At 66.5% G+C, this 20,707-nt stretch carries 16 protein-coding genes and 6 tRNA genes; 14 read left to right on the top strand and 8 right to left on the bottom strand.

The features are described 5' to 3' along the window. Nucleotides 1–30: 30 nt before the first annotated feature. From AC5P53_RS19670 to AC5P53_RS19645, 6 genes are all read right to left on the bottom strand, one after another. Nucleotides 31–2,955, bottom strand: a complete 2,925-nt coding sequence (locus tag AC5P53_RS19670; RefSeq protein ID WP_032955931.1) for a TonB-dependent receptor domain-containing protein — start codon at nucleotides 2,953–2,955, stop codon at nucleotides 31–33. Nucleotides 2,956–3,272: 317 nt separating this feature from the next. Next, nucleotides 3,273–4,799, bottom strand: coding sequence for an exopolyphosphatase (gene ppx, locus AC5P53_RS19665; RefSeq protein ID WP_032955928.1), 1,527 nt, complete (start codon nucleotides 4,797–4,799; stop codon nucleotides 3,273–3,275). Nucleotides 4,800–4,974: 175 nt separating this feature from the next. After that, nucleotides 4,975–7,062, bottom strand: coding sequence for a polyphosphate kinase 1 (ppk1, locus tag AC5P53_RS19660; RefSeq protein ID WP_046429123.1), 2,088 nt, complete (start codon nucleotides 7,060–7,062; stop codon nucleotides 4,975–4,977). Nucleotides 7,063–7,066: 4 nt separating this feature from the next. Then, nucleotides 7,067–8,398 carry a phosphate regulon sensor histidine kinase PhoR gene (gene phoR, locus AC5P53_RS19655; protein WP_005415460.1) on the bottom strand — a complete coding sequence of 444 codons (1,332 nt, stop codon included), beginning with the start codon at nucleotides 8,396–8,398 and terminating at the stop codon, nucleotides 7,067–7,069. Between the two features lie 106 nt (nucleotides 8,399–8,504). Further along, the gene (gene phoB, locus AC5P53_RS19650; RefSeq protein ID WP_005408258.1) at nucleotides 8,505–9,194 is read right to left on the bottom strand and encodes a phosphate regulon transcriptional regulator PhoB; all 690 of its coding nucleotides are present in this window, start codon (nucleotides 9,192–9,194) and stop codon (nucleotides 8,505–8,507) included. A gap of 116 nt (nucleotides 9,195–9,310) precedes the next feature. Beyond that, a complete protein-coding gene (locus AC5P53_RS19645; RefSeq protein ID WP_014646090.1) occupies nucleotides 9,311–10,957 on the bottom strand; it encodes a M48 family metalloprotease in 1,647 nt (548 codons plus the stop codon). A 142-nt stretch (nucleotides 10,958–11,099) separates the two neighbouring features. Here AC5P53_RS19645 and grxC point away from each other — a divergent pair, with 142 nt between their 5' ends. From grxC to AC5P53_RS19615, 6 genes are all read left to right on the top strand, one after another. Beyond that, complete coding sequence (gene grxC, locus AC5P53_RS19640) at nucleotides 11,100–11,390, top strand: glutaredoxin 3 (RefSeq protein WP_004154541.1); 291 nt, start codon at nucleotides 11,100–11,102, stop codon at nucleotides 11,388–11,390. Then, nucleotides 11,387–11,779, top strand: a complete 393-nt coding sequence (locus tag AC5P53_RS19635; protein WP_004154542.1) for a carboxymuconolactone decarboxylase family protein — start codon at nucleotides 11,387–11,389, stop codon at nucleotides 11,777–11,779. Before grxC ends, AC5P53_RS19635 begins: the two co-directional genes overlap by 4 nt. Nucleotides 11,780–12,101: 322 nt before the next feature. After that, a complete protein-coding gene (locus AC5P53_RS19630) occupies nucleotides 12,102–13,106 on the top strand; it encodes an isocitrate dehydrogenase (RefSeq protein WP_014036138.1) in 1,005 nt (334 codons plus the stop codon). Between the two features lie 248 nt (nucleotides 13,107–13,354). Beyond that, nucleotides 13,355–14,098, top strand: coding sequence for a cysteine hydrolase family protein (locus AC5P53_RS19625; RefSeq protein WP_014646091.1), 744 nt, complete (start codon nucleotides 13,355–13,357; stop codon nucleotides 14,096–14,098). Nucleotides 14,099–14,151: 53 nt separating this feature from the next. Next, complete coding sequence (locus tag AC5P53_RS19620) at nucleotides 14,152–15,060, top strand: LysR family transcriptional regulator (protein WP_032961780.1); 909 nt, start codon at nucleotides 14,152–14,154, stop codon at nucleotides 15,058–15,060. A gap of 25 nt (nucleotides 15,061–15,085) precedes the next feature. Next, nucleotides 15,086–15,838: a sulfite exporter TauE/SafE family protein gene (locus AC5P53_RS19615; RefSeq protein ID WP_049407513.1), complete on the top strand. Its 753-nt coding sequence runs from the start codon at nucleotides 15,086–15,088 to the stop codon at nucleotides 15,836–15,838. Nucleotides 15,839–15,849: 11 nt separating this feature from the next. Here the strand turns inward: AC5P53_RS19615 and AC5P53_RS19610 are convergent, their stop codons facing one another. Beyond that, nucleotides 15,850–16,470, bottom strand: a complete 621-nt coding sequence (locus AC5P53_RS19610) for a flavin reductase family protein (protein ID WP_014646094.1) — start codon at nucleotides 16,468–16,470, stop codon at nucleotides 15,850–15,852. Between the two features lie 89 nt (nucleotides 16,471–16,559). Next, nucleotides 16,560–17,318 (bottom strand): Bax inhibitor-1/YccA family protein, encoded by a 759-nt coding sequence (locus AC5P53_RS19605; protein ID WP_241887137.1) that lies wholly within the window; start codon nucleotides 17,316–17,318, stop codon nucleotides 16,560–16,562. Nucleotides 17,319–17,498: 180 nt separating this feature from the next. Here AC5P53_RS19605 and AC5P53_RS19600 point away from each other — a divergent pair. The 8 genes from AC5P53_RS19600 (at nucleotide 17,499) to tig (ending at nucleotide 20,666) form a co-directional block, all read left to right on the top strand. Beyond that, nucleotides 17,499–17,575: transfer RNA gene (locus AC5P53_RS19600), tRNA-Pro, on the top strand. A gap of 39 nt (nucleotides 17,576–17,614) precedes the next feature. Beyond that, a tRNA-Arg gene (locus AC5P53_RS19595) sits at nucleotides 17,615–17,691 on the top strand. Between the two features lie 174 nt (nucleotides 17,692–17,865). Beyond that, nucleotides 17,866–17,942: transfer RNA gene (locus tag AC5P53_RS19590), tRNA-His, on the top strand. A 79-nt stretch (nucleotides 17,943–18,021) separates the two neighbouring features. Beyond that, nucleotides 18,022–18,097 (top strand) — tRNA-Lys (locus AC5P53_RS19585). A 196-nt stretch (nucleotides 18,098–18,293) separates the two neighbouring features. Further along, a tRNA-Lys gene (locus AC5P53_RS19580) sits at nucleotides 18,294–18,369 on the top strand. Between the two features lie 220 nt (nucleotides 18,370–18,589). Next, nucleotides 18,590–18,958, top strand: a complete 369-nt coding sequence (locus AC5P53_RS19575) for a hypothetical protein (RefSeq protein WP_241887187.1) — start codon at nucleotides 18,590–18,592, stop codon at nucleotides 18,956–18,958. Nucleotides 18,959–19,097: 139 nt separating this feature from the next. Next, a tRNA-Leu gene (locus tag AC5P53_RS19570) sits at nucleotides 19,098–19,182 on the top strand. A 188-nt stretch (nucleotides 19,183–19,370) separates the two neighbouring features. After that, nucleotides 19,371–20,666, top strand: a complete 1,296-nt coding sequence (gene tig / locus AC5P53_RS19565) for a trigger factor (RefSeq protein WP_014646097.1) — start codon at nucleotides 19,371–19,373, stop codon at nucleotides 20,664–20,666. The last annotated feature ends 41 nt before the right edge of the window (nucleotides 20,667–20,707 follow it).

The raw sequence follows: 20,707 nt of genomic DNA, 5'->3' as shown, positions 1-20,707 counted from the left end.
GTCGTCATGCTTCCGTCACAGCGCGATGGATCAGAAGCGCTGCTGGTACTTCATGTAGATGAAGCGGCCGATATCGTAACCACCGTAGTACGAGAAGGCCGAGTTCGGCTTGCTGTACATGACCGGGCCGGTCTTCTCGAACACGTTGTTGGCACCGACCGACACGGTGGCGTCCCACGGCAGCGAGTAACGCACCTGCACGTCGTGGAAGGTGACCGCGCCGCGCTCGTTGTAGTTGCGTGCGCCCTTGTACCACGGTGCGTACACACCCGGATCCGAGCACTCGTCCGGGTACAGCGCGATGTTCGAGCAGGTTTCCTTCACGCCCGAATAGTAACGCGCGGTCCAGCTCGCGCCGAAGTTGCCCCGCTCGTAGCCCAGCACCAGGTTGGAACGGACGCGGAAAGCGCTGCCGATGCCGTTGGTGACGATCGGGACGATCGAGCTGTCGTTGGAGGTGCGGTAGGTCGCACTGGACACGTAGGTGGTGGCCGAGTTCACGTTGAACTTGCCGAACCGGGTGTCCAGACGGTAGCTCACGTCCAGATCGTAGCCTTCGGTTTCCATGAAGCCCGCGTTGCGGTTGCCGAACTTCAGGTTGGTCACGATGCCGGTCACCGGGTCACGCTGGAAGCGCGAGCAGCGCGCGTCGATACCCGATTCGTAGCAGTCCTGCAGGATCTGGGTCGGCGTGTCGGCGATGATCGTGTTGTCGATGCGGATCTTCCACCAGTCCAGCGAGGCGTTGAAGCCCTGGATGAAGCTCGGGCTCCAGACCAGGCCCAGCGTCTTGCTGGTCGAGGTTTCCGGCGTCAGCAGCGGGTTCGACCCGGAGGTGAACGGCACCGGGGTCGCGTCCGTCGACGTGTTCACCGGGGTGCCACCCTGGCGCAGCTGGCGGAAGGTATTCGCATTGGCGATGTCGCGTGCGCAACGTGCACGGACTTCCGCGCTGGAGGCCGAGGAACCGAAGCGGGTGTCGCACGGATCGCTGAACTGCGCGAAGGTCTCCGAACCACCACCGAACAGGTCGCTGATGGTCGGTGCACGGAAGCCCTCGGCCCAGGTGCCACGCACCATCAGCGAGTCGATCGGCTTCCACTTGAAGCCGAACTTGCTGTTGAGCGTGTTGCCGAAGGTGTTGTAGTCCGAGAAGCGGGTTGCGCCATTAAAGGTCAGTTCCTTCGCGCCCGGCAGGTCGGCCAGCACCGGAACGTTCACTTCCAGGTAGGCCTCGTTGACGGTGTAGTCACCGCCGGTCGGGCCCGCGGCCAGGTTGGTGGTCGCGCCGGTCTGGGCCAGGGCATCCGGGGTGTACTTGCCTTCTTCCTTGCGGCTTTCCACGCCGAACGCGAAGCCCAGGTCGCCAGCCGGCAGGGTCACGATGCTGCCAGCGATGTTGGCAAAGAAGTTCTTGGAGGTGGTACGGCCCTTGGTGATCTCTTCCGGGAACAGCCACGCCTGCAGTTCTTCGTTGCCGTACAGGCCATCGGCAGCCGTCGTGCCGTACGGCACCAGCGGGTTCCACGGCTTGCAAACGTCATAGGAGATCGGTGCAGCGGCGGTGCCGCACTGCACCTTGCCGGTGGCGGCGTTGTAGAACGACGGGCCGACGCCGCCGGCGACGCGACCCTTGTGCAGGTTGCCGGTCGCCACCGATTCCAGTTCATTGCGGTTGTACTGGTAACCCACTTCCCAGTCGAAGTAGCGGCTGCCGATCTCGAACGAACCGTCGAACGACGCCACCGCGCGGTAGGTCTTCAGCTCGCTGGTGGTCACGCGCGGCACTTCCCAGGTGCGGCGGTTCCATGCCACGGCGGTCGGGGTGGCATACCCGTGCTGGCGACCGAACGGATTGAAGTAGCTGTTGATCGACATCGAGCCGACACCGGCGGTGCTCGACTGCAGCGGATAGCCCGCGATCTGGCGGGTGGACTCACGCTGGTTGTAGCCCAGCTCGGTGCGGAAGTTGACGTTGTCGGTGATCTTGAAGCGGCCGTCGAAATAGACCGAGTCGCGCTTGACCGGATACATCACGTGCATCTGGTCGTTGGCGTTGCTCACGTCACCGGTGAACGGCGTGCTATCGGTGAGGTGGTAATTGGCCGGGTTGGTGGGATCCGCGCCGCGGTTGAGGGAATAGCCGCAGCCCGCAGTGGCGGTACAGCCCGGGCCGCGCAGACCGGTGAACTGGCCGTACTGGCTGATCGTGGTCCAGTTGCTGCTGTCGTACGGATGGCGATCGGTCATGCCGTACTTGCTGAAGCCGCGATCGCGCGCCCACACGCCCTTCTCTTCGGCATGCTCGGCGGACAAGGTCAACGACACGCGATCGTTGCTCCAGCCGGCGACCACGTCGAAGCGGTCACGTGCGCCGTCGCCCTGGCTGTACTGGCCGTGATAGACGTTGGCGGTCACACCGGTGACATTGGAGCGGGTGATGATGTTCACCACGCCGGCCATGGCGTCGGAGCCATAGATCGCAGAGGCGCCGTCCTTCAGCACCTCGATGCGCTCCACGGCGGACACCGGCAGCGTGGAGATGTCCTGGTAGCCGGACGTGCTGATGCCCATGCGCTTGCCGTTGACCAGCACCAGCGTGCGCTGGGTGCCCAGGTTGCGCATGTCGATGTAGGTGCCACCAGCGTTTTCACCCGCGGTCAGCGCATTGGCGCGGCTGATGGTCGGGCTGCCCATCGCGGTGACGTTCTGCAGGATGTCGGCAACCGAGCTGAAGCCCTGCTTTTCGATGTCGTTGCGGCTGATCGCGAACACCGGCTGGGCGGTTTCCACGTCCACCTGGCGGATGCGCGAGCCGGTGATCTCGATGCGGTCGAGGTTGGTGGGCGTTGCGTTGCTGCCGTCCTGGGCAAACGCGGGCAGGGCGGCCAACGTTGCGGTGGTAGCCAGGGCATAGCGGATGGCCTGCCCCAGTGCGGTGGTGCGTGAAGTCATGGCGAGCTCTCTCTCTCAGGTCGTGCACAAGACGCCAAAGTGGGCGTCGAAGGAGCCAGCTGGGTTGATGACCGAGCCGGTGACCCGATAGTAGTCTCGTTAGTTAATGCTCTGTAAAGAGTTCGTATCGATTTATGTCACGGGACACCCCCATCCTTCACAAAACGTGAACAAAAGCAGGCGCTTACGTGAGAGGTGCGATACGCGATACGGTGCCGTCGTGATGCGAAGCAGCACAAAAAACCGCCAGACTGCGCAAAGTGGGGGTGCGAAGTGCGTCACTCCTGCTGTCCTGTGGACAACAGGCGACGGCGTATTCAGGCTACGAACGGACGGAACTGGATGCCCAGCCCGGCGATCCCGTCGGTCTCGCCGATCAGGTCGGCGCGCAGCAGCGGACGGGCATCGATGAACGCCTGCGGCACGATCAGCGACAGCCGGTTGTCGTCGGCGGTCAGTTCCAGCGCCGGCAGCGGGTCGTCCTCATGCGCGCGGTTGAGCAGCACCGCCAGCCGCAGCAGGGCCGCCAACCGGCGCGCGGTCAGCAGCAGTCGCTCGGGCAGGGCGTCGAAGGCGGTCTTGGTCACGCTGCGGCGATGGCTGCGCACCAGCGCGGCCAGCATCTGCTGTTCCTGGCGGGAGAAGCCGGCGATGTCCGAGTGCTCCAGCACGTAGCTGCCATGCACGTGGTAGCCGCTGTGGGCAATCATCAGGCCCAGCTCGTGCAGGCGTGCGGCCCAGCCGAGCATGCGCGCATCATCGGCATCGAGCTTCCAGCGTTCCTGCACCTGCTCCAGCAGTGACAGAGCGGTGTCCTGCACGCGGTCGGCCTGTACCGTATCGATACCGTAGCGCTGGCTGAGCGCGGCCACTGATTCATCGCGCAGGTCGTTCTCGCCGGCACGGCCGACGATGTCGTAGAGGATGCCCTCGCGCATCGCGGCCTTGCTGACCAGCAGCTTCTGCAGGCCAAGTGCCTGGAACGCCGCTTCCAGCACCAGGATGCCGCCGGCGATGATCGGGCGGCGGTCGCTGGACAGGCCCGGCAACTGGATGTCGTCGATCTTCTTGGCCTTCAGCAGCTCATCGCGCAGTTGCGGCAGGGCCTCGGCGGTGATCGCGCCCTTGCTCAGCTTCATCGTCGCGCAGATCTCGCTGATCGCCTTGTGCGTGCCCGAAGAACCCAGCGCCTCCTGCCAGCCCAGCGCGCGGTACTTGCTGGCGAAGGGCTGGAACTCGCGGCCGATCTCGGCCAGCGCGTCCTTCCAGCGCTTCTTGCTGAGCTTGCCGCCGGGGAAGAAGCGCCGGGTGCTGGCGATGCAACCGGCCTGCAGGCTTTCGCGCTCCAGGGTCTGCATGCCCATGCCGATGATGAATTCAGTGGAGCCGCCACCGATGTCGATCACCAGCCGGCGCTGGCCGGGCTTGGGGGGTTGCGCGTGGGCCACGCCCAGGTAGATCAGGCGGGCTTCTTCGCGGCCGCTGACCACTTCGATGGCGTGTCCCAGTGCAGTTTCGGCCGGGACCAGGAACGACTGGGGAGAACGCAGCTGGCGCACCGTGTTGGTGGCCAGCGCGCGCACCCGATGCGGCGGCACATTGCGGATGCGCTGGCCGAAACGGGCCAGGCATTCCAGCGCGCGCTGCCGTGCGGCGGAAGACAGTCCGCCTTTGCCATCCAGCCCGTCGGCCATGCGCACCGTCTCGCGCAGGCGGTCGATCACCCGCAGCTGGCCGAGCGTGTAGCGCGCGATGACCATGTGGAAACTGTTGGAGCCAAGGTCGATGGCGGCCAGCAGGTCGCCATCCTGCAATGCGGGCGGAGTCGTGGAGGTATGCGGCATGGGCGAATGTTAGCCGAAGCGGCGGTGTGCTCGTCACCGCGCGGCCTTCACATTTTGGAAGGAGGCGTGCAGCAGGATTGCAAGGGGTCAGATCCCTTTCCCGCAGGAAAGGGATCTGACCCCGGGCGACCGCTGATCGAATCCCGACCTGCGGTCGGGGTCCACCGGGGCAGGACTACAGCCCCTGCATCAATGCCATCTGCGCAGAATGCGGGGCTTCGTCGTGCGCCGGCGCACGCTTGTGGTAGAGGCCGTCGGCGTCCAGTTCCCAGGCGTTGAGGTTGTCGTCCAGGTAGTTCTGCAGGACCTCGCGGTACACCCGCTTGGCCAGTTCCGGATCGAGGATCGGGAAGCAGGTCTCGACCCGGCGCAGCAGGTTGCGTTCCAGCCAGTCGGCGCTGGCGCAGTACATCTCCGGCGCGCCGTCGTTGCCGAACCAGTAGACGCGGCTGTGCTCCAGGAAGCGGCCGACGATCGAGCGCACGCGGATGTTGTCCGAGACACCCGGAACGCCCGGACGCAGGGTGCAGGCGCCACGGATGATCAGGTCGATCTGCACGCCGGCCTGCGACGCGGCGTACAGCGCGCGCACCACCTGCGGTTCGTTCAACGCGTTCATCTTGGCGATGATCCGCGCTGGGCGGCCGGCGGCGGCGATGCGCGTCTCGCGCTCGATACGGCCGAGGATGCCGGTGTGCAGGGTGAAGGGCGACTGCAGCAGGCGCTTGAGCTTCATCTTCGAGGCCAGCCCGGACAGCTGCTGGAACAACAGGTGCACGTCATTGCCGATGTCCGGATCGGCGGTGATCAGGCTGATGTCGGTGTACGCGCGGGCAGTGCCGCTGTGGTAGTTGCCGGTGCCCAGGTGCACGTAGCGGCGCAGCTTGCGGCCTTCGCGGCGCACGATCAGCAGCATCTTGGCGTGGGTCTTGTAGCCGACCACGCCGTACACCACCTGCACCCCGGCCTCCTGCAGGCGATCGGCCAGGCCCAGGTTGGCCTCTTCGTCGAAGCGCGCACGCAGTTCGACCACTACAGTCACGTCCTTGCCGTTGCGCGCGGCCTGGATCAGTGCGTCGACGATCAGCGAATCCTTGCCGGTGCGGTACAGCGTCTGCTTGATCGCCAGCACGTTGGGATCGATCGCCGCCTGCCGGATCAGGTCCAGCACCGCGGTGAAGGCATCGAACGGGTGGTGCAGCAGCAGGTCCTGGCGCGCCGTGGTCTCGAAGATGCCGTCGCTGTCGCGCAGCGTGCGCGGGGTCATCGGCGGGTACTTCAGGTCTGGCTGCGCGATCAGGTCGTACAGCTGGATGATGCGGTTGAGGTTGACCGGGCCGTCGATGCGGTACACCGCGTTCTCGGTCAGGCCGAAATTCTGCAGCAGCGTGCGCACGATCTCGCGCGGCATGTCGTGGGCGATCTCCAGGCGCACCGCCGGCCGGTAGCCGCGGTCGACCAGTTCGTCGCGCAGCGCCAGCGCCAGGTTCTCCACTTCCTCCTCGTCCACCACCAGCTCGGAGTTGCGGGTGACACGGAACTGGTAGGCACCCTGGACTTCCATGCCCGGGAACAGCTCATCGACGAAGGTCGACAGCACCGAGGACAGGAACACGAAGTTCTGCGATCCGCCGAGCTTCTCCGGCAGCTGGATGATGCGCGGCAGCGAGCGCGGCGCACGCACGATCGCCAGGTGGCCGGCGCGGCCGAACGCATCGGTGCCCTTCAGCACCACCACGATGTTCAGCGACTTGTTGAGGATCTTCGGGAACGGGTGCACCGGGTCCAGGCCCAGCGGCGACAGCACCGGCATGATCTCGTTGCGGAAGTAGGCGCGCAGCCAGCGCCTCTGGCGGTCGGTCCAGGAATGGCGACCGAGCACGCCGATGCCGGCCTCCATCAGCGCCGGGCGCAGCGTCTCGTTCCAGCAGCGGTACTGCTGGTCCACCAGCTCCGCAGCGCGGTCATGGATGGCGTTGAGGATGGCCTGCGGGCTCATGCCGTCCGGCGCCGGCGGCAGGCCGAATTCCTGCGCGTGGCGCACGGCGGCGGCACGGATCTCGAAGAACTCGTCGAGGTTGGTGCAGGAGATGCACATGAAGCGCAGGCGCTCCAGCAGCGGCACCTGCGGGTCCATGGCCTGCGCCAGCACGCGGAAGTTGAAATCCAGCTGCGACAGCTCGCGGTTGATGTACAGCGACGGGTCGCGCAACGGATCGTTGTCCGGGCTCACGGGGAGGGGGAGGGATCCGAGGCTGCTCATGGCGTCATTCTTCGATGGAGGTCAGGGGGGCGGACTCGCGCGGGCGCACGTGGTCGGCATCGAAATGGCAGGAGAACACCGAGCCCTTGCCGACTTCGCTTTCAATCTCCAGCCGTGCGTGGTGCAGGCCGAGGATGTGCTTGACGATGGACAGGCCCAGCCCGGTGCCGCCGCTCTCGCGCGAGCGGCTGCTGGACACACGGTAGAAACGTTCGGTCAGGCGCGGCAGGTGGGTGGCGGGAATGCCGTAGCCGGAATCGCGCACCGCCAGCACGGCGCCGTCGCCTTCGCGGCGGAACTCCACCGCAATGCGGCCCCCGGCCGGGGTATAGCGCACCGCGTTGGTGACCAGGTTGGAGAAGGCGCTGTGCAGTTCCTTGGTCGAACCCTGCAGGTCGACACCTGCCAGATCATCGATGCTGATCTGGTGGCGGCCCTGGCTGTGCGCCTCGGCCTCGCGGCGCAGGGTCGCCAGCATTGGCTGCATGGCCACGGTCTCTTCCTCGCTGTGCTCCTGCGATTCCAGCCGCGACAGGGTCAGCAGGTCTTCGACCAGCTGGGCCATGCGCTGGCTCTGCTTGCGCATTTCTTCCAGCATCGGGCCGGTGCCGGGGAAGTCCTCCGGATCCATCATGTCCAGGTAGCCGTGGACCACGGTGAGCGGCGTGCGCAGCTCGTGTGAAACATTGGCCACGAAGTCTCGGCGCACCTGTTCCAGGCGCAGCAGCTTGCTGACGTCGCGGGCGATCAGCAGCCAGTAATCCGACGAATAGGGAATCAGGCGCAGGTTCAGGCGGATCGCCGGATCGACCGGCGAGGGCACGTCCAGGATCGGTTCGGCATTGCGGCCACCGGCCAGCCAGTGGGCCAGCGGCATCGGCTGCAGGCGTTCGACCAGGGCCTCGCCAAGGTCGCCGGGATGGTGCAGGCCGAGCAGGGCGGTGGCCGCTTCGTTGAACCACTGCACGCGCTGGCTGTTGCGGTCCAGCACCACCACCGCGTCGGGCAATGCGGCGGCGGCGGCGCGGTAGCTGCGCAGCATGTCCAGCAGGCGGCGCTTGCGCACGCGCATTTCCACCTGGTTGCGATACAGCAGGCGGTCCAGTTCGTTCCAGACGCCGGTGCCTTCTTCGGCGGTGTCCCAGCGCTGGCGTGCGGTCAGGCGGCGCAGCACGCTGCGCAGGCGCCAGTAATGCCAGGCCAGGGTGGCCAGCGCGCCCAGCGCGATGCACAACCACAGATGGCCCGTGAACCACCCCACCAGTCCGGCGAACAGCAGTACCGCGGCAACGGTGGCCAGGGTCTTCAACCAGGCAGAGCGGATGTGGCGGGGCATTGCGGTCTCGTCGTTGAGGTGCGGCGGTTCACTGGAGTGAACCAAGGGTTATAGCAGAGTTGCCGGCACCGGCACCCGCAGGTGCGCGGTGCCGGCACGACGAGACTCAGGTGGCAGTGGAGAACCGGTAGCCGGCGCCGCGCACGGTCTGCACCATGTTCTCGGCGTTGAACGGTTCCAGCGTCTTGCGCAGGCGGCGGATATGCACGTCGATGGTGCGCTCCTCCACGTACACGCTGCCACCCCATACATGGTCCAGCAGCTGCGCGCGGGTGTAGACGCGCTCCGGATGGGTCATGAAGAAGTGCAGCAGGCGGTATTCGGTCGGGCCGATCGGCACCGGCTGGTCGTTGGCGAACACGCGATGGGCGGCGCCGTCGATGCGGATCGGGCCGACTGCCACGCTGCCGTCCTCGTCGTCCTCGCGGGCACGGCGCATCACCGCACGGATGCGCGCCAGCAGTTCGCGCGCCGAGAACGGCTTGACCACGTAGTCGTCGACGCCGGCTTCCAGGCCACCGACGCGGTCGTTCTCTTCGCCGCGGGCGGTCAGCATGATGATCGGCACTTCGCGGGTCAGCGTTTCCTTGCGCCAGCGACGGGCCAGGTCCAGGCCGCTGGTGCCGGGCAGCATCCAGTCCAGCAGGATCAGGTCCGGAACGCGGTCGGCGATCGCGGTCTGGGCCTCCCGGGCATCGCCGGCGTGGACCGGTTCGTAATCGCCCTTACGAAGGGCGAAGGCGACCATTTCACGGATCGCGGGCTCGTCATCGACGATCAGGATGCGTTTCTGCACGAGGACACCGTAGGGCTCGGTTACTGGAGTGGTGCCAGTAGACTACGGTTTGATGACATGTTTGTGACTGCCCGGCCGGAACCGGCCTGGATTGCCATCGGCCGGTCATGCAGCGCTCAGCGCCGGTCCAGGTCCGGGTCCTGCACGCCCTGGCGACGCAGCTCCAGCACGGTCGGGGTGATCGCTTCGATGCGGGCATCGACCCGCGCGCGGCCAATGTAATCCAGCGCCGGGTTGCGCTTGAGCGCCTGCAGCTGCAGCAGCGCCTGTTCCGGCCGACCGCTGAGGAAGGCGGCCTCGGCATAGGCCTCGCTGGCACGCACGCTGTCGCCGGCCAGCTCGCTGGCGCGGGCAAAGCGCTGCTGGAAGACCGGATCGTTACCGCTTTGCGACAACAGGGGGCGCAGCATCGCCTGCGCGCGCTGGCCGGCCTCGCGGTTGCCCTGTTCGTTCAGGATCTCGGCATAGGTCAGTGCCACCGGGCGGCTGTTGGGGTGTTCGCGCAGCAGCTGCTCGAAGCGGCTGTTGGCCTGGGCCGCCTGGCCTGCCCGCGATTCCGCTTCGCCCAGGCCCAGCGCCAGCCACAGGTTGCCGGGATGGGTCTGGAGCAGGCCGGCCAGGGTCTGCCGGGCCTGGCCGGCGCCGGCACGGCCACCGCGCATGACCGCCAGCGCCTGGCCATAGCGCTGCGCGTCGTTGAGACCGTCCTTCTGCCGCTTGGCCAGGTCGGCATACTCGCGTTCCAGCTCGGGGGTGGAATCCGCGCTGAGCACGCGCAGGCGCTCACGTGCCCAGTCGAAGTCGCCGCTGGCGCCACGGTTGAGCTGGCCGATCGGGAGGCGCAGCACACTGCTGGGCAGCAGCGGGTTGTTGCCGCGCAGCAGCGGCTCGCCCAGGCTGGGATCGGCCGGGTCCACCCGCTCCTTGCGCTCGCCGGTGGGGGTGCTGGTGGTCAGCAGCACCGTATCCTTCTTCATCTGCTCGGCGCGGGCCTTGGCTTCGCTGATGCGGGTGATGTTGACCGGGTGGGTGCGCAGGAACTCGGGCACGCTGTAGCCCCCTTCGTTGCCACGCATGGCCGCCGACATCCGTTCGAAGAAGCCGGCCATGGCATCCACGTCGTAGCCGCTGCGCGACAGGGTGCGGATGCCCAGGCGGTCGGCCTCGGACTCGTTGGAGCGGGTGTAGTTGATCTGCCGTTGCTGCATCAGGCCCATGCCCGAGCTGATCGCGGCCATCGTCGCGTTGCCGGACGACGTGCTGTTGCTGGCCTGGGCGGCCACCACCGCTGCCAGCATGCCCAGCAGGATCGGGATCTGGTCACGCTGGGCGCGCTCGACGCCGCGCAGCACATGCTGCTGGGTGACGTGGGCGATTTCGTGGGACAGCACCGCAGCGACCTCGTCCTCGCGCTCGGCGGTCAGCACCAGGCCGGCATTGACCCCGATGTAGCCGCCCAGCGTGGCGAACGCGTTGATCTGGCGGTCGTTCATCACGAAGAAGGTGTACGGCTGCCGCGGCTGGTCACTGTTGGAGCCGAGCCGGGTGCCCATGGTCTGCAGCCAGTCGTTGACCAGCGGATCTTCCAGCAGGTAGCCGTAGTTGCGCAGCTCGCGCAGCATCATCGCGCCGTACTCGGCCTGGCGGGCCGGGGTCAGCAGCTCGCCGGCCGAGGAGCCGATGTCGGGCAGCTTCTCCTGGGCCTGGGCCAGCGGCATGGCCAGGGCCAGGGTGACGGCGGTAGTCAGCAGCAGGGCTCGCAAGCAGGAGTTCCTCGGGCGGGGCGCGCCAAGCGTGGCAGGGCGGGGGGCAACCATTCGTTAATCCACAGTGTTGCGGCCGTGGCGTGGAAATTCCAGCGCACCGGTACCATATGTAGACCGTCGATCCATCGTGGAGTTTCCCGTGACAGCCCAGACCGCCGGCGGTGCCCCCGCCATCACCATCTATTCCACCGCCGTCTGCCCGTACTGCGTGGCCGCCAAGAACTTCCTGAAGAGCAAGGGCCAGCAGTGGACCGAGGTCCGCATCGACCTGGACCCGGCCGAGCGCGAGAAGATGATGGCGCTGACCCGCCGCACCAGCGTGCCGCAGATCTTCGTCGGCGACGTCCATGTCGGCGGCTACGACGACATGATGGCCCTGCACCGTGAAGGCAAGCTCGAGCCGCTGCTGGCCGGGCAGGGCCAGGCATGAGCGCGGCCGACGACGGCAGCAAGGACCGCATCGCCGAGTTCACCGAGTTCCGCAAGCGCATGAACGAGCGGATCCTGGGTGAGCCGAACCAGGTGGTGCGCCGCTTCTTCGCGCTGGACACGCAGACCTACCAGGCCGGCGCGCTGGACGTGAAGACCAAGGAGCTGCTGGGCCTGGTGGCCTCGATGGTGCTGCGCTGCGACGACTGCATCAGCTATCACGTGGCCCAGTGCAAGGACGCCGGCGTGACCCGCGAGGAGTTCTTCGAGACCTTCTCGGTCGGCCTGGTGGTGGGCGGATCGATCGTGATCCCGCACCTGCGCCGCGCGGTCGACTTCCTCGACCAGCTTGAAGGTGGCGCCGCCGCCCCGGCAGCGCACGAGCACTGAGGGGCGTGCCGGCCGCTGGCCGGTATTCCCTGAATCCGGCATGGCCGGGGTTGCCGGCCAGCGGCCGGCACTACCGCACCCGCGAGGGGCCTTCCCACGATCCAACAGCCCAGGAGCCCCCTTGTTGTTCAAGGGGGCGCGCCGACAGGCGCGGGGATAAGGCGGAATGCGCGGGCAATTCTGCCTGGGCCGGGCACTGGGACCATGGTCTATTTGGGACCTCGGCCCCGGCTCAGGCATAATTGCCGGTGAAACTTCCTTTGCGCCGGCGTTTCCGGGCACGTCCGGACGGCGTTTTTCCCCCTGTTCGGAACATCGATCAATGACGCAGAAAATTACGGTCATCCGCGGCGACGGCATTGGCCCGGAAATCATGGACGCCACCCTGTTCGTGCTCGACCAGCTCAAGACTGGCCTGGAGTACGAAGACGCCGACGCCGGCCTGGTGGCCCTGGAAAAGCACGGCGACCTGATGCCGGCAGTGACCCTGGAATCGATCGCGCGCAACAAGGTCGCGCTGAAGAGCCCGCTGACCACCCCGGTCGGTGGTGGCTTCACCTCGATCAACGTCAGCCTGCGCCGCCACTTCGACCTGTACGCCAACGTGCGTCCGGCCCACACCTTCCCGAACACCAAGTCGCGTTTCGACAACGTCGACCTGATCACCGTCCGTGAGAACACCGAAGGTGCCTACCTGGCCGAAGGCCAGGAAGTGTCGGCCGACGGCGAAACCGCCTTCTCCGGCACCCGCATCACCCGCAAGGGCTCCGAGCGCATCGTGCGCTACGCCTTCGAGCTGGCCAAGAGCACTGGCCGCAAGAAGGTCACTGCCGTGCACAAGGCCAACATCATCAAGTCGACCTCGGGCCTGTTCCTGAACGTCGCCCGTGAAGTCGCCGCACAGTACCCGGAGATCGAGTTCCAGGAAATGATCGTCGACAACTGCTGCATGCAGCTGGTGATGCGTCCGGAACAGTTCGATGTGATCGTCACCACCAACCTGTTCGGCGACATCATCTCCGACCTGTGCGCCGGTCTCGTCGGCGGCCTGGGCCTGGCCCCGGGTGCCAACATCGGCAAGGACGCGGCGATCTTCGAAGCCGTGCACGGCACCGCGCCGGACATCGCCGGCCAGGGCAAGGCCAATCCGTGCGCGCTGCTGCTGGCAGCCGCGCAGATGCTGGACCATGTCGGCCAGCCGGAAAACGCCGAGCGCCTGCGCAAGGCCATCGTGGCGACCATGGAAGCCAAGGATTCGCTGACCGGCGACCTGGGCGGCACCGGCACCACCATGAGCTTTGCCCAGGCCATCGCCAGCCGCCTGTAAGCGGCCGGCCGACCTCGGTTGGATCCACAGCGGGGCGCCTTCGGGCGCCCCGTTGCGTTGTGGGCCGGCCCGGTAGATCCACGCCGTGCGTGGAATGACGGGGCCTTGGTCCGCAGCCACCCATGGGGTGGCTCTACATGGAAATTGTCTGTGCGTACATTGCACAGATCATGTGCCGCTACGCAGCTGGTTCGTGCGTCACGCGCTCCGCATCCTGTGCCCACTTCCCAACGCACTGGAGCTCGAACATGAACCTCACCGCCTTCGGCCTGGCCAGCCTGATCGGCATGGCCACCACCGCCCCGGTCGCCGCCGCCGAGCCGGCCCATCCCACCATCCGCCACATGGCTGGCGCGCCGGTCGCGACCTCGCTGGATGCGGCAAAGACCGCCGTGCTGGTCATCGACTTCCAGAATGAGTACTTCGATGCCACGGCCGCACCGGGCTTTGCCGGTGGCCGCATGGTCATTCCCGATGGCGTGGCCGCGCTGCGGCAGGCGAAGCGGGTGGTCGAATTCGCCGATGCCCATGGCATCCGCGTGATCCATGTGCAGCACGTGCTGCCGGCGGGTGCGCCGCTGTTCGCACAGGGCAGCGTCAATGCTGCCTTCCATCGCGACCTGCAGCCGCGCCAGGGCGAGACCGTGGTGCAGAAGGACAATGTCAGCGTGTTCGCCGGCGCGTCCTCCACCGTGCTCGACCCGCTGCTGAAGAACGCCGGCATCGACACCCTGATCGTCACCGGCCTGCAGACCCATGCCTGCGTGGCTGGTGCCGCGCGCGACGCGGCGGCCGCGCCCCGTGGTTACCGGGTGATCGTCTCGTCCGATGCCAGCGCCAGCCGTGACCTGGACCTGGCTGGCGGCCGGCGCATCGGCCATCGCACGCTGCATGAAGCCGCTCTGGCCCAGATCGAGGACGCCTTCGGCGATGTCATGACGACTGACGCGATCCTGGCACTGCCGGTGCGCAAGGCCGGCGACGGCGCTTGATAAGCTGGCGGGGCCCGCATGCCGCGGGCTCCGCCACGTGGAGCTGCCCGCCGATGGATCACTTCGCTGCCCTGCGTGCACTGCGCGCCATCGTCGATGCGGGCAGCTTCACCGCGGCAGCCGAGCGCCTCGGTACCACCCACTCGGCGATGTCGCGGCAACTGCGGCAGCTGGAAGAACACCTGCAGGTGCGCCTGCTCGATCGCAACAGCCGCCGGCTGTCGTTGACCGAGGCCGGGCGCGACTACTACCGTGAGGCGGCAACGCTGCTGGACCGCCTGCAGGAAGCCGACGACCGTGCCCGTGCCGGGCAGGCGCAGCCCAGTGGAAGCGTGCGGATCAGCGTGCCGCAGGTGGTGGCCAGCCAGGAGCTGCCGCACTGGCTGCCGTCATTCCTGCAGCGTTACCCCCAGGTCACGCTGGACCTGTCGGCCGATGACCAGCTGGTCGATGTGGTCGGTGGTGGTTTCGACCTGGCCCTGCGCATCGCGGCTTCACTGCCGGACAGCCAGCTGGTCGCGCGCGAGCTGGCCAGCTGCCCGCGCATCCTGGTCGCCGCACCGGCCTACCTGGCACACCACGGACTGCCGCGGCAGGCAGCGGACCTGGCTCATCACACGCTGCTGGGTTTCAGTCCCACGCCAGCAATGCCGCCCTGGCAGTTGCAGGGGCCGCGCGGCGCAACCGCGAGCATCGAAGCCGGGCAGCGCCTGCGCGTGGATGCCACGCCCGCACTGTACGCCGCCGCGCTGGCCGGCATGGGCATCAGCCTGTTCACCGCCTTCACCGTGCAGGAGGATCTGCGCGCCGGTCGTTTGATCCGCGTGCTGCCGGCCTGGCATGCGGGCCAGCGACGCTACTTCGCGCTGTACCCGCATGCACGTGCACTGGCGCCCAAGGTGCGTGCGCTGGTCGAGCATCTCGCGGCCCACTACGCTGCACAGGTGAGCGCGGCAGGGTAGTCGCGCGGTTGCAGCCGGGGTGATGATGGAGTCGGTGTATCTGCTGGTCGCGCTTGGCGCGATCGTCGCCGGATTCGTACAGGGCCTGTCCGGTTTCGCCTTCGGGATGGTAGCGATGTCGTTCTGGGCATGGGGGCTGGAGCCGCGACTGGCCGCTGCGCTGTCGGTGTTCGGCGCGCTGGTCGGTCAGCTGGTGGCCGTGTTCACCGTGCGGCGTGGCTTCAACCTGCGCCTGCTGCTGCCGTTCGTGCTGGGCGGCCTGGCGGGCATTCCGCTCGGCGTGATGGTACTGCCACACCTGGACATGGACTGGTTCAAGGCGCTGCTGGGCGGCTTCCTTGCGCTGTGGTGCCCGGTGATGCTGATGGCGCGATCATTGCCGCCGATCCGCGTGGGTGGTCGTATCGGTGACGCGATCGCCGGCATGGCAGGTGGGGTGCTCAGCGGCATCGGCGGTTTCGCCGGACCGGTGCCGACGCTGTGGAGCACGCTGCGTGGCTTCGGCAAGGACGAGCAGCGCGCGGTCATCCAGAACTTCAACCTGGCGATGCTGGCAGTGACCATGGCCACCTATGTCGGCAGCGGCCTGGTGAGCCGGCAGATGCTGCCGTACTTCGCCATCGTGGCGCCGGCGATGCTGGTGCCGACCCTGCTGGGTGCGCGCGTCTACATCGGCATCAGCGAGGCGCGCTTCCGGCAGATCGTACTGAGCCTGTTGACCGCGTCGGGCATCGCATTGCTGGCGTCGTCAATGCCGGCGCTGCTGGCGCGGTCGTAACCGGTTGAACGTCAGGTCGGGCGGAACATGCGGAAGCGCTGTCCGGCGCCGATGCGGAAGTAGTCGGCAGGCCCGCCGCCGCGCAGGATCGGGGCCGCCGCAGCGGTGTCGTAGATGCCATCGACCAGCAGCCGTTCATCGATATGCACCGTCACCACTTCGCCCAGCACCAGCCAGCCGTTGGTGTCCTGGCCGGCGGCATCGCGCAGGCGGACGATCTGCGTGCAGCGGCATTCCATGCTTACCGGGCTCTGTGCCACGCGGGGCGGTGTGACCTGCGTTGAGGCCAGTGGCGTCAGGCCGGCAAGGACGAACTCGTCGACATCCGGCGCGACCGCACGGCAGCTTTCGTTCATCGCCTCGGCCAGGTCGAAGGTGGCCAGGTTCCACACGAATTCACCGGTGGCTTCAATGTTGCGCAGCGAGTCTTTGCGGCCCTGGCTGGAGAAGCCGATGATCGGCGGGGTGTAGTTGAAGGCGTTGAAGAAGCTGTAGGGCGCCAGGTTCAACGTGCCCTGTGCGTCGCGGCTGGAAATCCAGCCGATCGGGCGCGGGCCGATGATGGCGTTGAACGGGTCATGCGGCAGACGGTGGCCCTCTGCCGGGCGGTAGCTGTGGAAGGTGTCGGGCATGGGGGCAGGGGACGTGTGGGCTTGCTCGACTCTACAAAAAAGCCGCGACCCTTGCGGATCGCGGCTTGTCTCTCTCGGCGTGGCTGGACTCAGCGCTGCTGGATCTTCGACAGCAGGCGCAGGAACTCCGCATACAGCCAGACCAGGGTCACCATCAGGCCGAATGCGCCATACCACTCCATGTACTTCGGCGCGCACTGGGCCACGCCGGTTTCGATGAAGTCGAAGTCCAGCACCAGGTTCAGCGCCGCCACGACCACCACGAACAGGCTGAAGGCGATGCCCAGCCAGCTGGAGTCGTGGATCACCGGCACGTTGATGTTGAAGAAGCCCAGCACGAACGAGGCCAGGTAGAGCAGGGCGATGCCGCCGGTGGCGGCGACCACGCCCAACTTGAAGTTCTCGGTGGCCTTGATCACGCCGCTGCGGTACGCGAACAGCAGCGCAAACAGGGTGCCGAAGGTCAGCAGCACGGCCTGGAACACGATGCCCGGGAACTTGGCGTTGAACAGGGCCGAGATGGCGCCGAGGAACACGCCTTCCACCAGCGCGTACATCGGCGCGGTGACCGGCGACCATTCCTTCTTGAAGATGGTGATCAGCGCCAGCACCAGGCCGCCGATGGCGCCGCCCATGGCATACAACCTGGCTCCGGCCATGACCTGGCCGTAGTCGTCGATGGTCTGGTTCCAGGCGAAAGCGGCCGTCAGCACGGTCAACAGCAGCAGGAAACCGGTCTTGTTGACGGTGCCGTTGAGGGTCATTGCCTGGTCGGGGCTGGTCACCACCGAACCGCTGGCGAGGTCGAGGAAGGTCGACTCGGAAAGAGCCGGGTTGCCGCTGCGCATGCGTGTTCTCCGTGCGAATGAGGGTCAGGACGGCCATCCGGCCGATGGGCGTGAGCATAGCCGATGACTGCTTTCGGCGTTGTGGCAGGCCGCGGAACTGCGCATCCTTCGTTGACAGTTCCCAACGCGCTTGGCGACAATGACCAACTCCCCGGGCCTGACCCGAGGGGATTGCAAGACCGGGGTATAGCGCAGTCTGGTAGCGCGCCTGCTTTGGGAGCAGGATGTCGGGGGTTCGAATCCCTCTACCCCGACCAATCCCACGTCACGTCGGATTGGACACCGTTCCGGTTCGGGCGCCCGTAGCTCAACTGGATAGAGCACCGGCCTTCTAAGCCGGCGGTTACAGGTTCGATTCCTGTCGGGCGCGCCATTGGCGGGACAGCGGGATCGCATCGGCGGATGTGAAGAAGTGCTTGCAAAAGCGTAAAGACTCCACCAGAATATCGGACTCGCTTCGGCGGACCGGAACTTCGGTGACAGTCTCCAGGCAAGGTTTCAAGGTTCCAGTGCTGGCGGTATCGGCGGTGGAGCGAAAGTTTCAGTGGTGGCTGTAGCTCAGTTGGTTAGAGTACCGGATTGTGATTCCGGTGGTCGGGGGTTCGAATCCCCTCAGCCACCCCACTGATTCAACCGCATCGGCGCAGCCGAAACGGTATTGCAATAAACAGAAAGCACGCTACAATGTGCGTCTGAGTTTCACGGACCGTTAGCTCAGTTGGTAGAGCAGTTGACTCTTAATCAATAGGTCCAAGGTTCGAATCCTTGACGGCCCACCAAGACGGAAGCCACCTGGTACGCCAGGTGGCTTTTTTCTTATAGGTGTGACCCTTTCGTTTCAATGGGCCACACGTTGCAGGGCCCCGCCTGGTGTGGATCTGCAACGCATCGGGATCGCAGTGCTGGTTTCAACGATGTTGAAGAAAGTGCTTGCACCCACCGAGCGGATCGGGTCATAATTCGCGCCCCGATTTCGGGCTGTTAGCTCAGTTGGTAGAGCAGTTGACTCTTAATCAATAGGTCCAAGGTTCGAATCCTTGACAGCCCACCAGACGAAAGCCACTTGGTCATCCAGGTGGCTTTTTTCTTGCCCGCACGCCGGGTTGCGCTTCATCCACGCATGGCGTGGATCTACTGAAGCAGTGCTGAAATCAGGGGCATACGCGTCATCAGTGTTTTCAATGCTGTGCACTGCTTCTCACCGCATGGCGTCCTGCATCGCACCCAATAGATCTTCCGCGCCGATGGCGCATGCAGGCAGGAAGATGTTGATGGCTGAGATCACTCGATTGCACGGCACGGTGTGGATTCCCTTCGCGTTGATGGCACTGGCGGCCTGCACGCCGGGCAATGATCCCGCGCAGGCTGTCGAGCGGGATGCGGGCGCAGAGCGCATTCCGGCGCGCCAGATCGACGACGCCATGCAGATGCGGTCGGCCCGGCCTGCGGAGGGGGAGGTCCTGCCCGGCGCGGTGGACGTACAGCGCAATGCGGACGGTTCGGTGGATGTGCGCAGGGCTGCGCCGGCGTCGGTGGCCCTGCGTCGCACCGACGATGGGGGCGTGGAGGTCCGGAAGGTGGATGCGGCCGTCGACCCGGGTTCAGGCGCGGCGCCGGCCCGCACGGTACCGCAGCAGTAGGCTGCGGCCAGCCCGGCGGGTCGCGCACCCGCCGGCGTGGCTGCGATGCAGCGATGGCGCGGAGCGTAGTGGATTCAGCTTTGTGCAGGCCTTCCGATTCCAGTCGCCGCCTGCGACAATGAACACCTGTGCCGGCCACGCGAAAGTGGCGGAATTGGTAGACGCCCTGGATTTAGGTTCCAGTGCCGCAAGGCGTGGGGGTTCGAGTCCCCCCTTTCGCACCAGTGCCGGCCTGTCCCCGCCCTGATCGGGCCATCGGCGCCCCTTGACCGGCACGCGCTGGCAGTGCAGGCCGAATTGGGCGAAACTAAAGGGCTGCGGCAAGCAGGCGCGTCCCAGACGTCGTGTCCTAACAACCGTTTCATCCCAATCATCGAGCCGGGGGCCTGGGCCACCGGTGGCAGGAGTCAACATGCAAGCTTCGATCGAATCCACCGGCAACCTGGAACGCCGCCTGAGCTTCTCGCTGCCGGAAGAGCGTCTGCAGAGCCACATCGCCGGCCGCCTGGGCGAAATCGCCCGTACCACCCGCATCAAGGGGTTCCGTCCGGGCAAGGTGCCGGCCAAGGTGATCGAGCAGCGCTTCGGCGCGCAGGTCCGTGGCGAGGCGCTGGACGGCCTGCTGCGCGAGACCTTCGACGCGGCCGTGCGCGAGCACGACCTGCGCGTCGTCGGCAGCCCGCGCATCGACAAGGGCGACGAGGGTGAGTTCTCCTTCGTGGCCACCGTGGAAGTGGTGCCGGACTTCGGCGACATCGACGTCAGCAAGCTGACCGTCGTGCGCCACACCGCCGAGATCACCGACGCCGACATCGACCAGATGATCGAGAACCTGCAGAACCAGCGTCGCACCTGGGCCCCGGTCAGCCGTGGCGCGCAGGACGGCGACCTGGTCGCGGTGGAAACCTGGTCGCAGGCCGGCGAAGAGCGCCTGCCGGCCGAGGGCACCGAGAAGGGTTCGATCGTGCTCGGCCAGGGCATGATGTTCGACACCATCGAAAAGGGCCTGGTCGGCCTGGCCAAGGGCGAAGAGAAGACCCTGGACGTCGAGTTCCCGGCTGACTGGCGCGTGCCGGTGCTGGCCGGCAAGACCGTGCAGGTCACCGTCAAGGTTGCCGACGTGTCCGAGCCGGTCGTGCCGGCGGTCGACGAAGCCTTCATCAAGAGCTTCGGCGTGAAGGGGGGCGACGTCGAGCAGTTCCGCAGCGACATCCGCGCCAACCTGGAGCGTGAGCTGAAGGGCGCGCTGATGAACCGCCTGCGCCGCGAAGTGGGCGAGCAGCTGATCGCGGCCTACTCGTCGGTGGAAATGCCGCCGCGCCTGGTCGAGAACGAAGCCCGCGCCATGCTGGCCCAGCAGGTCGAGCAGCTGCGCCGCAACGGCCAGAACGTCGGCGAGATCCCGGCCGATGCCCACGAAGGCTTCAAGGACGCCGCCGCCAAGCGCGTGCTGGTCGGCCTGCTGGTCGGTGAAGTGGCCCGCATCAACGACCTGCGCCTGGAAGCCAAGCGCCTGAACGAAACGATGCGTCTGATCGCCTCGACCTACGAAGAGCCGGAGCAGGTCATTGAGATGTACCGTAACGACCCCCAGCTGATGTCTGGCCTGCAGAACCGTGTGATGGAAGAGCAGGTGATCGACTGGATCGCCGAGCGTGCCCAGCACACCGAAGAGAAGCTGTCGTTCCAGGACGCGATCCGCCAGTAAGCCGGCGGATCACCGGATGCCCCGCGCCTTTGCCGGCGCGG

The sequence above is a fragment of the Stenotrophomonas sp. YJH_SMC_82 genome (assembly GCF_059368875.1).
This window is presented reverse-complemented; position numbering and strand designations above follow the sequence as displayed.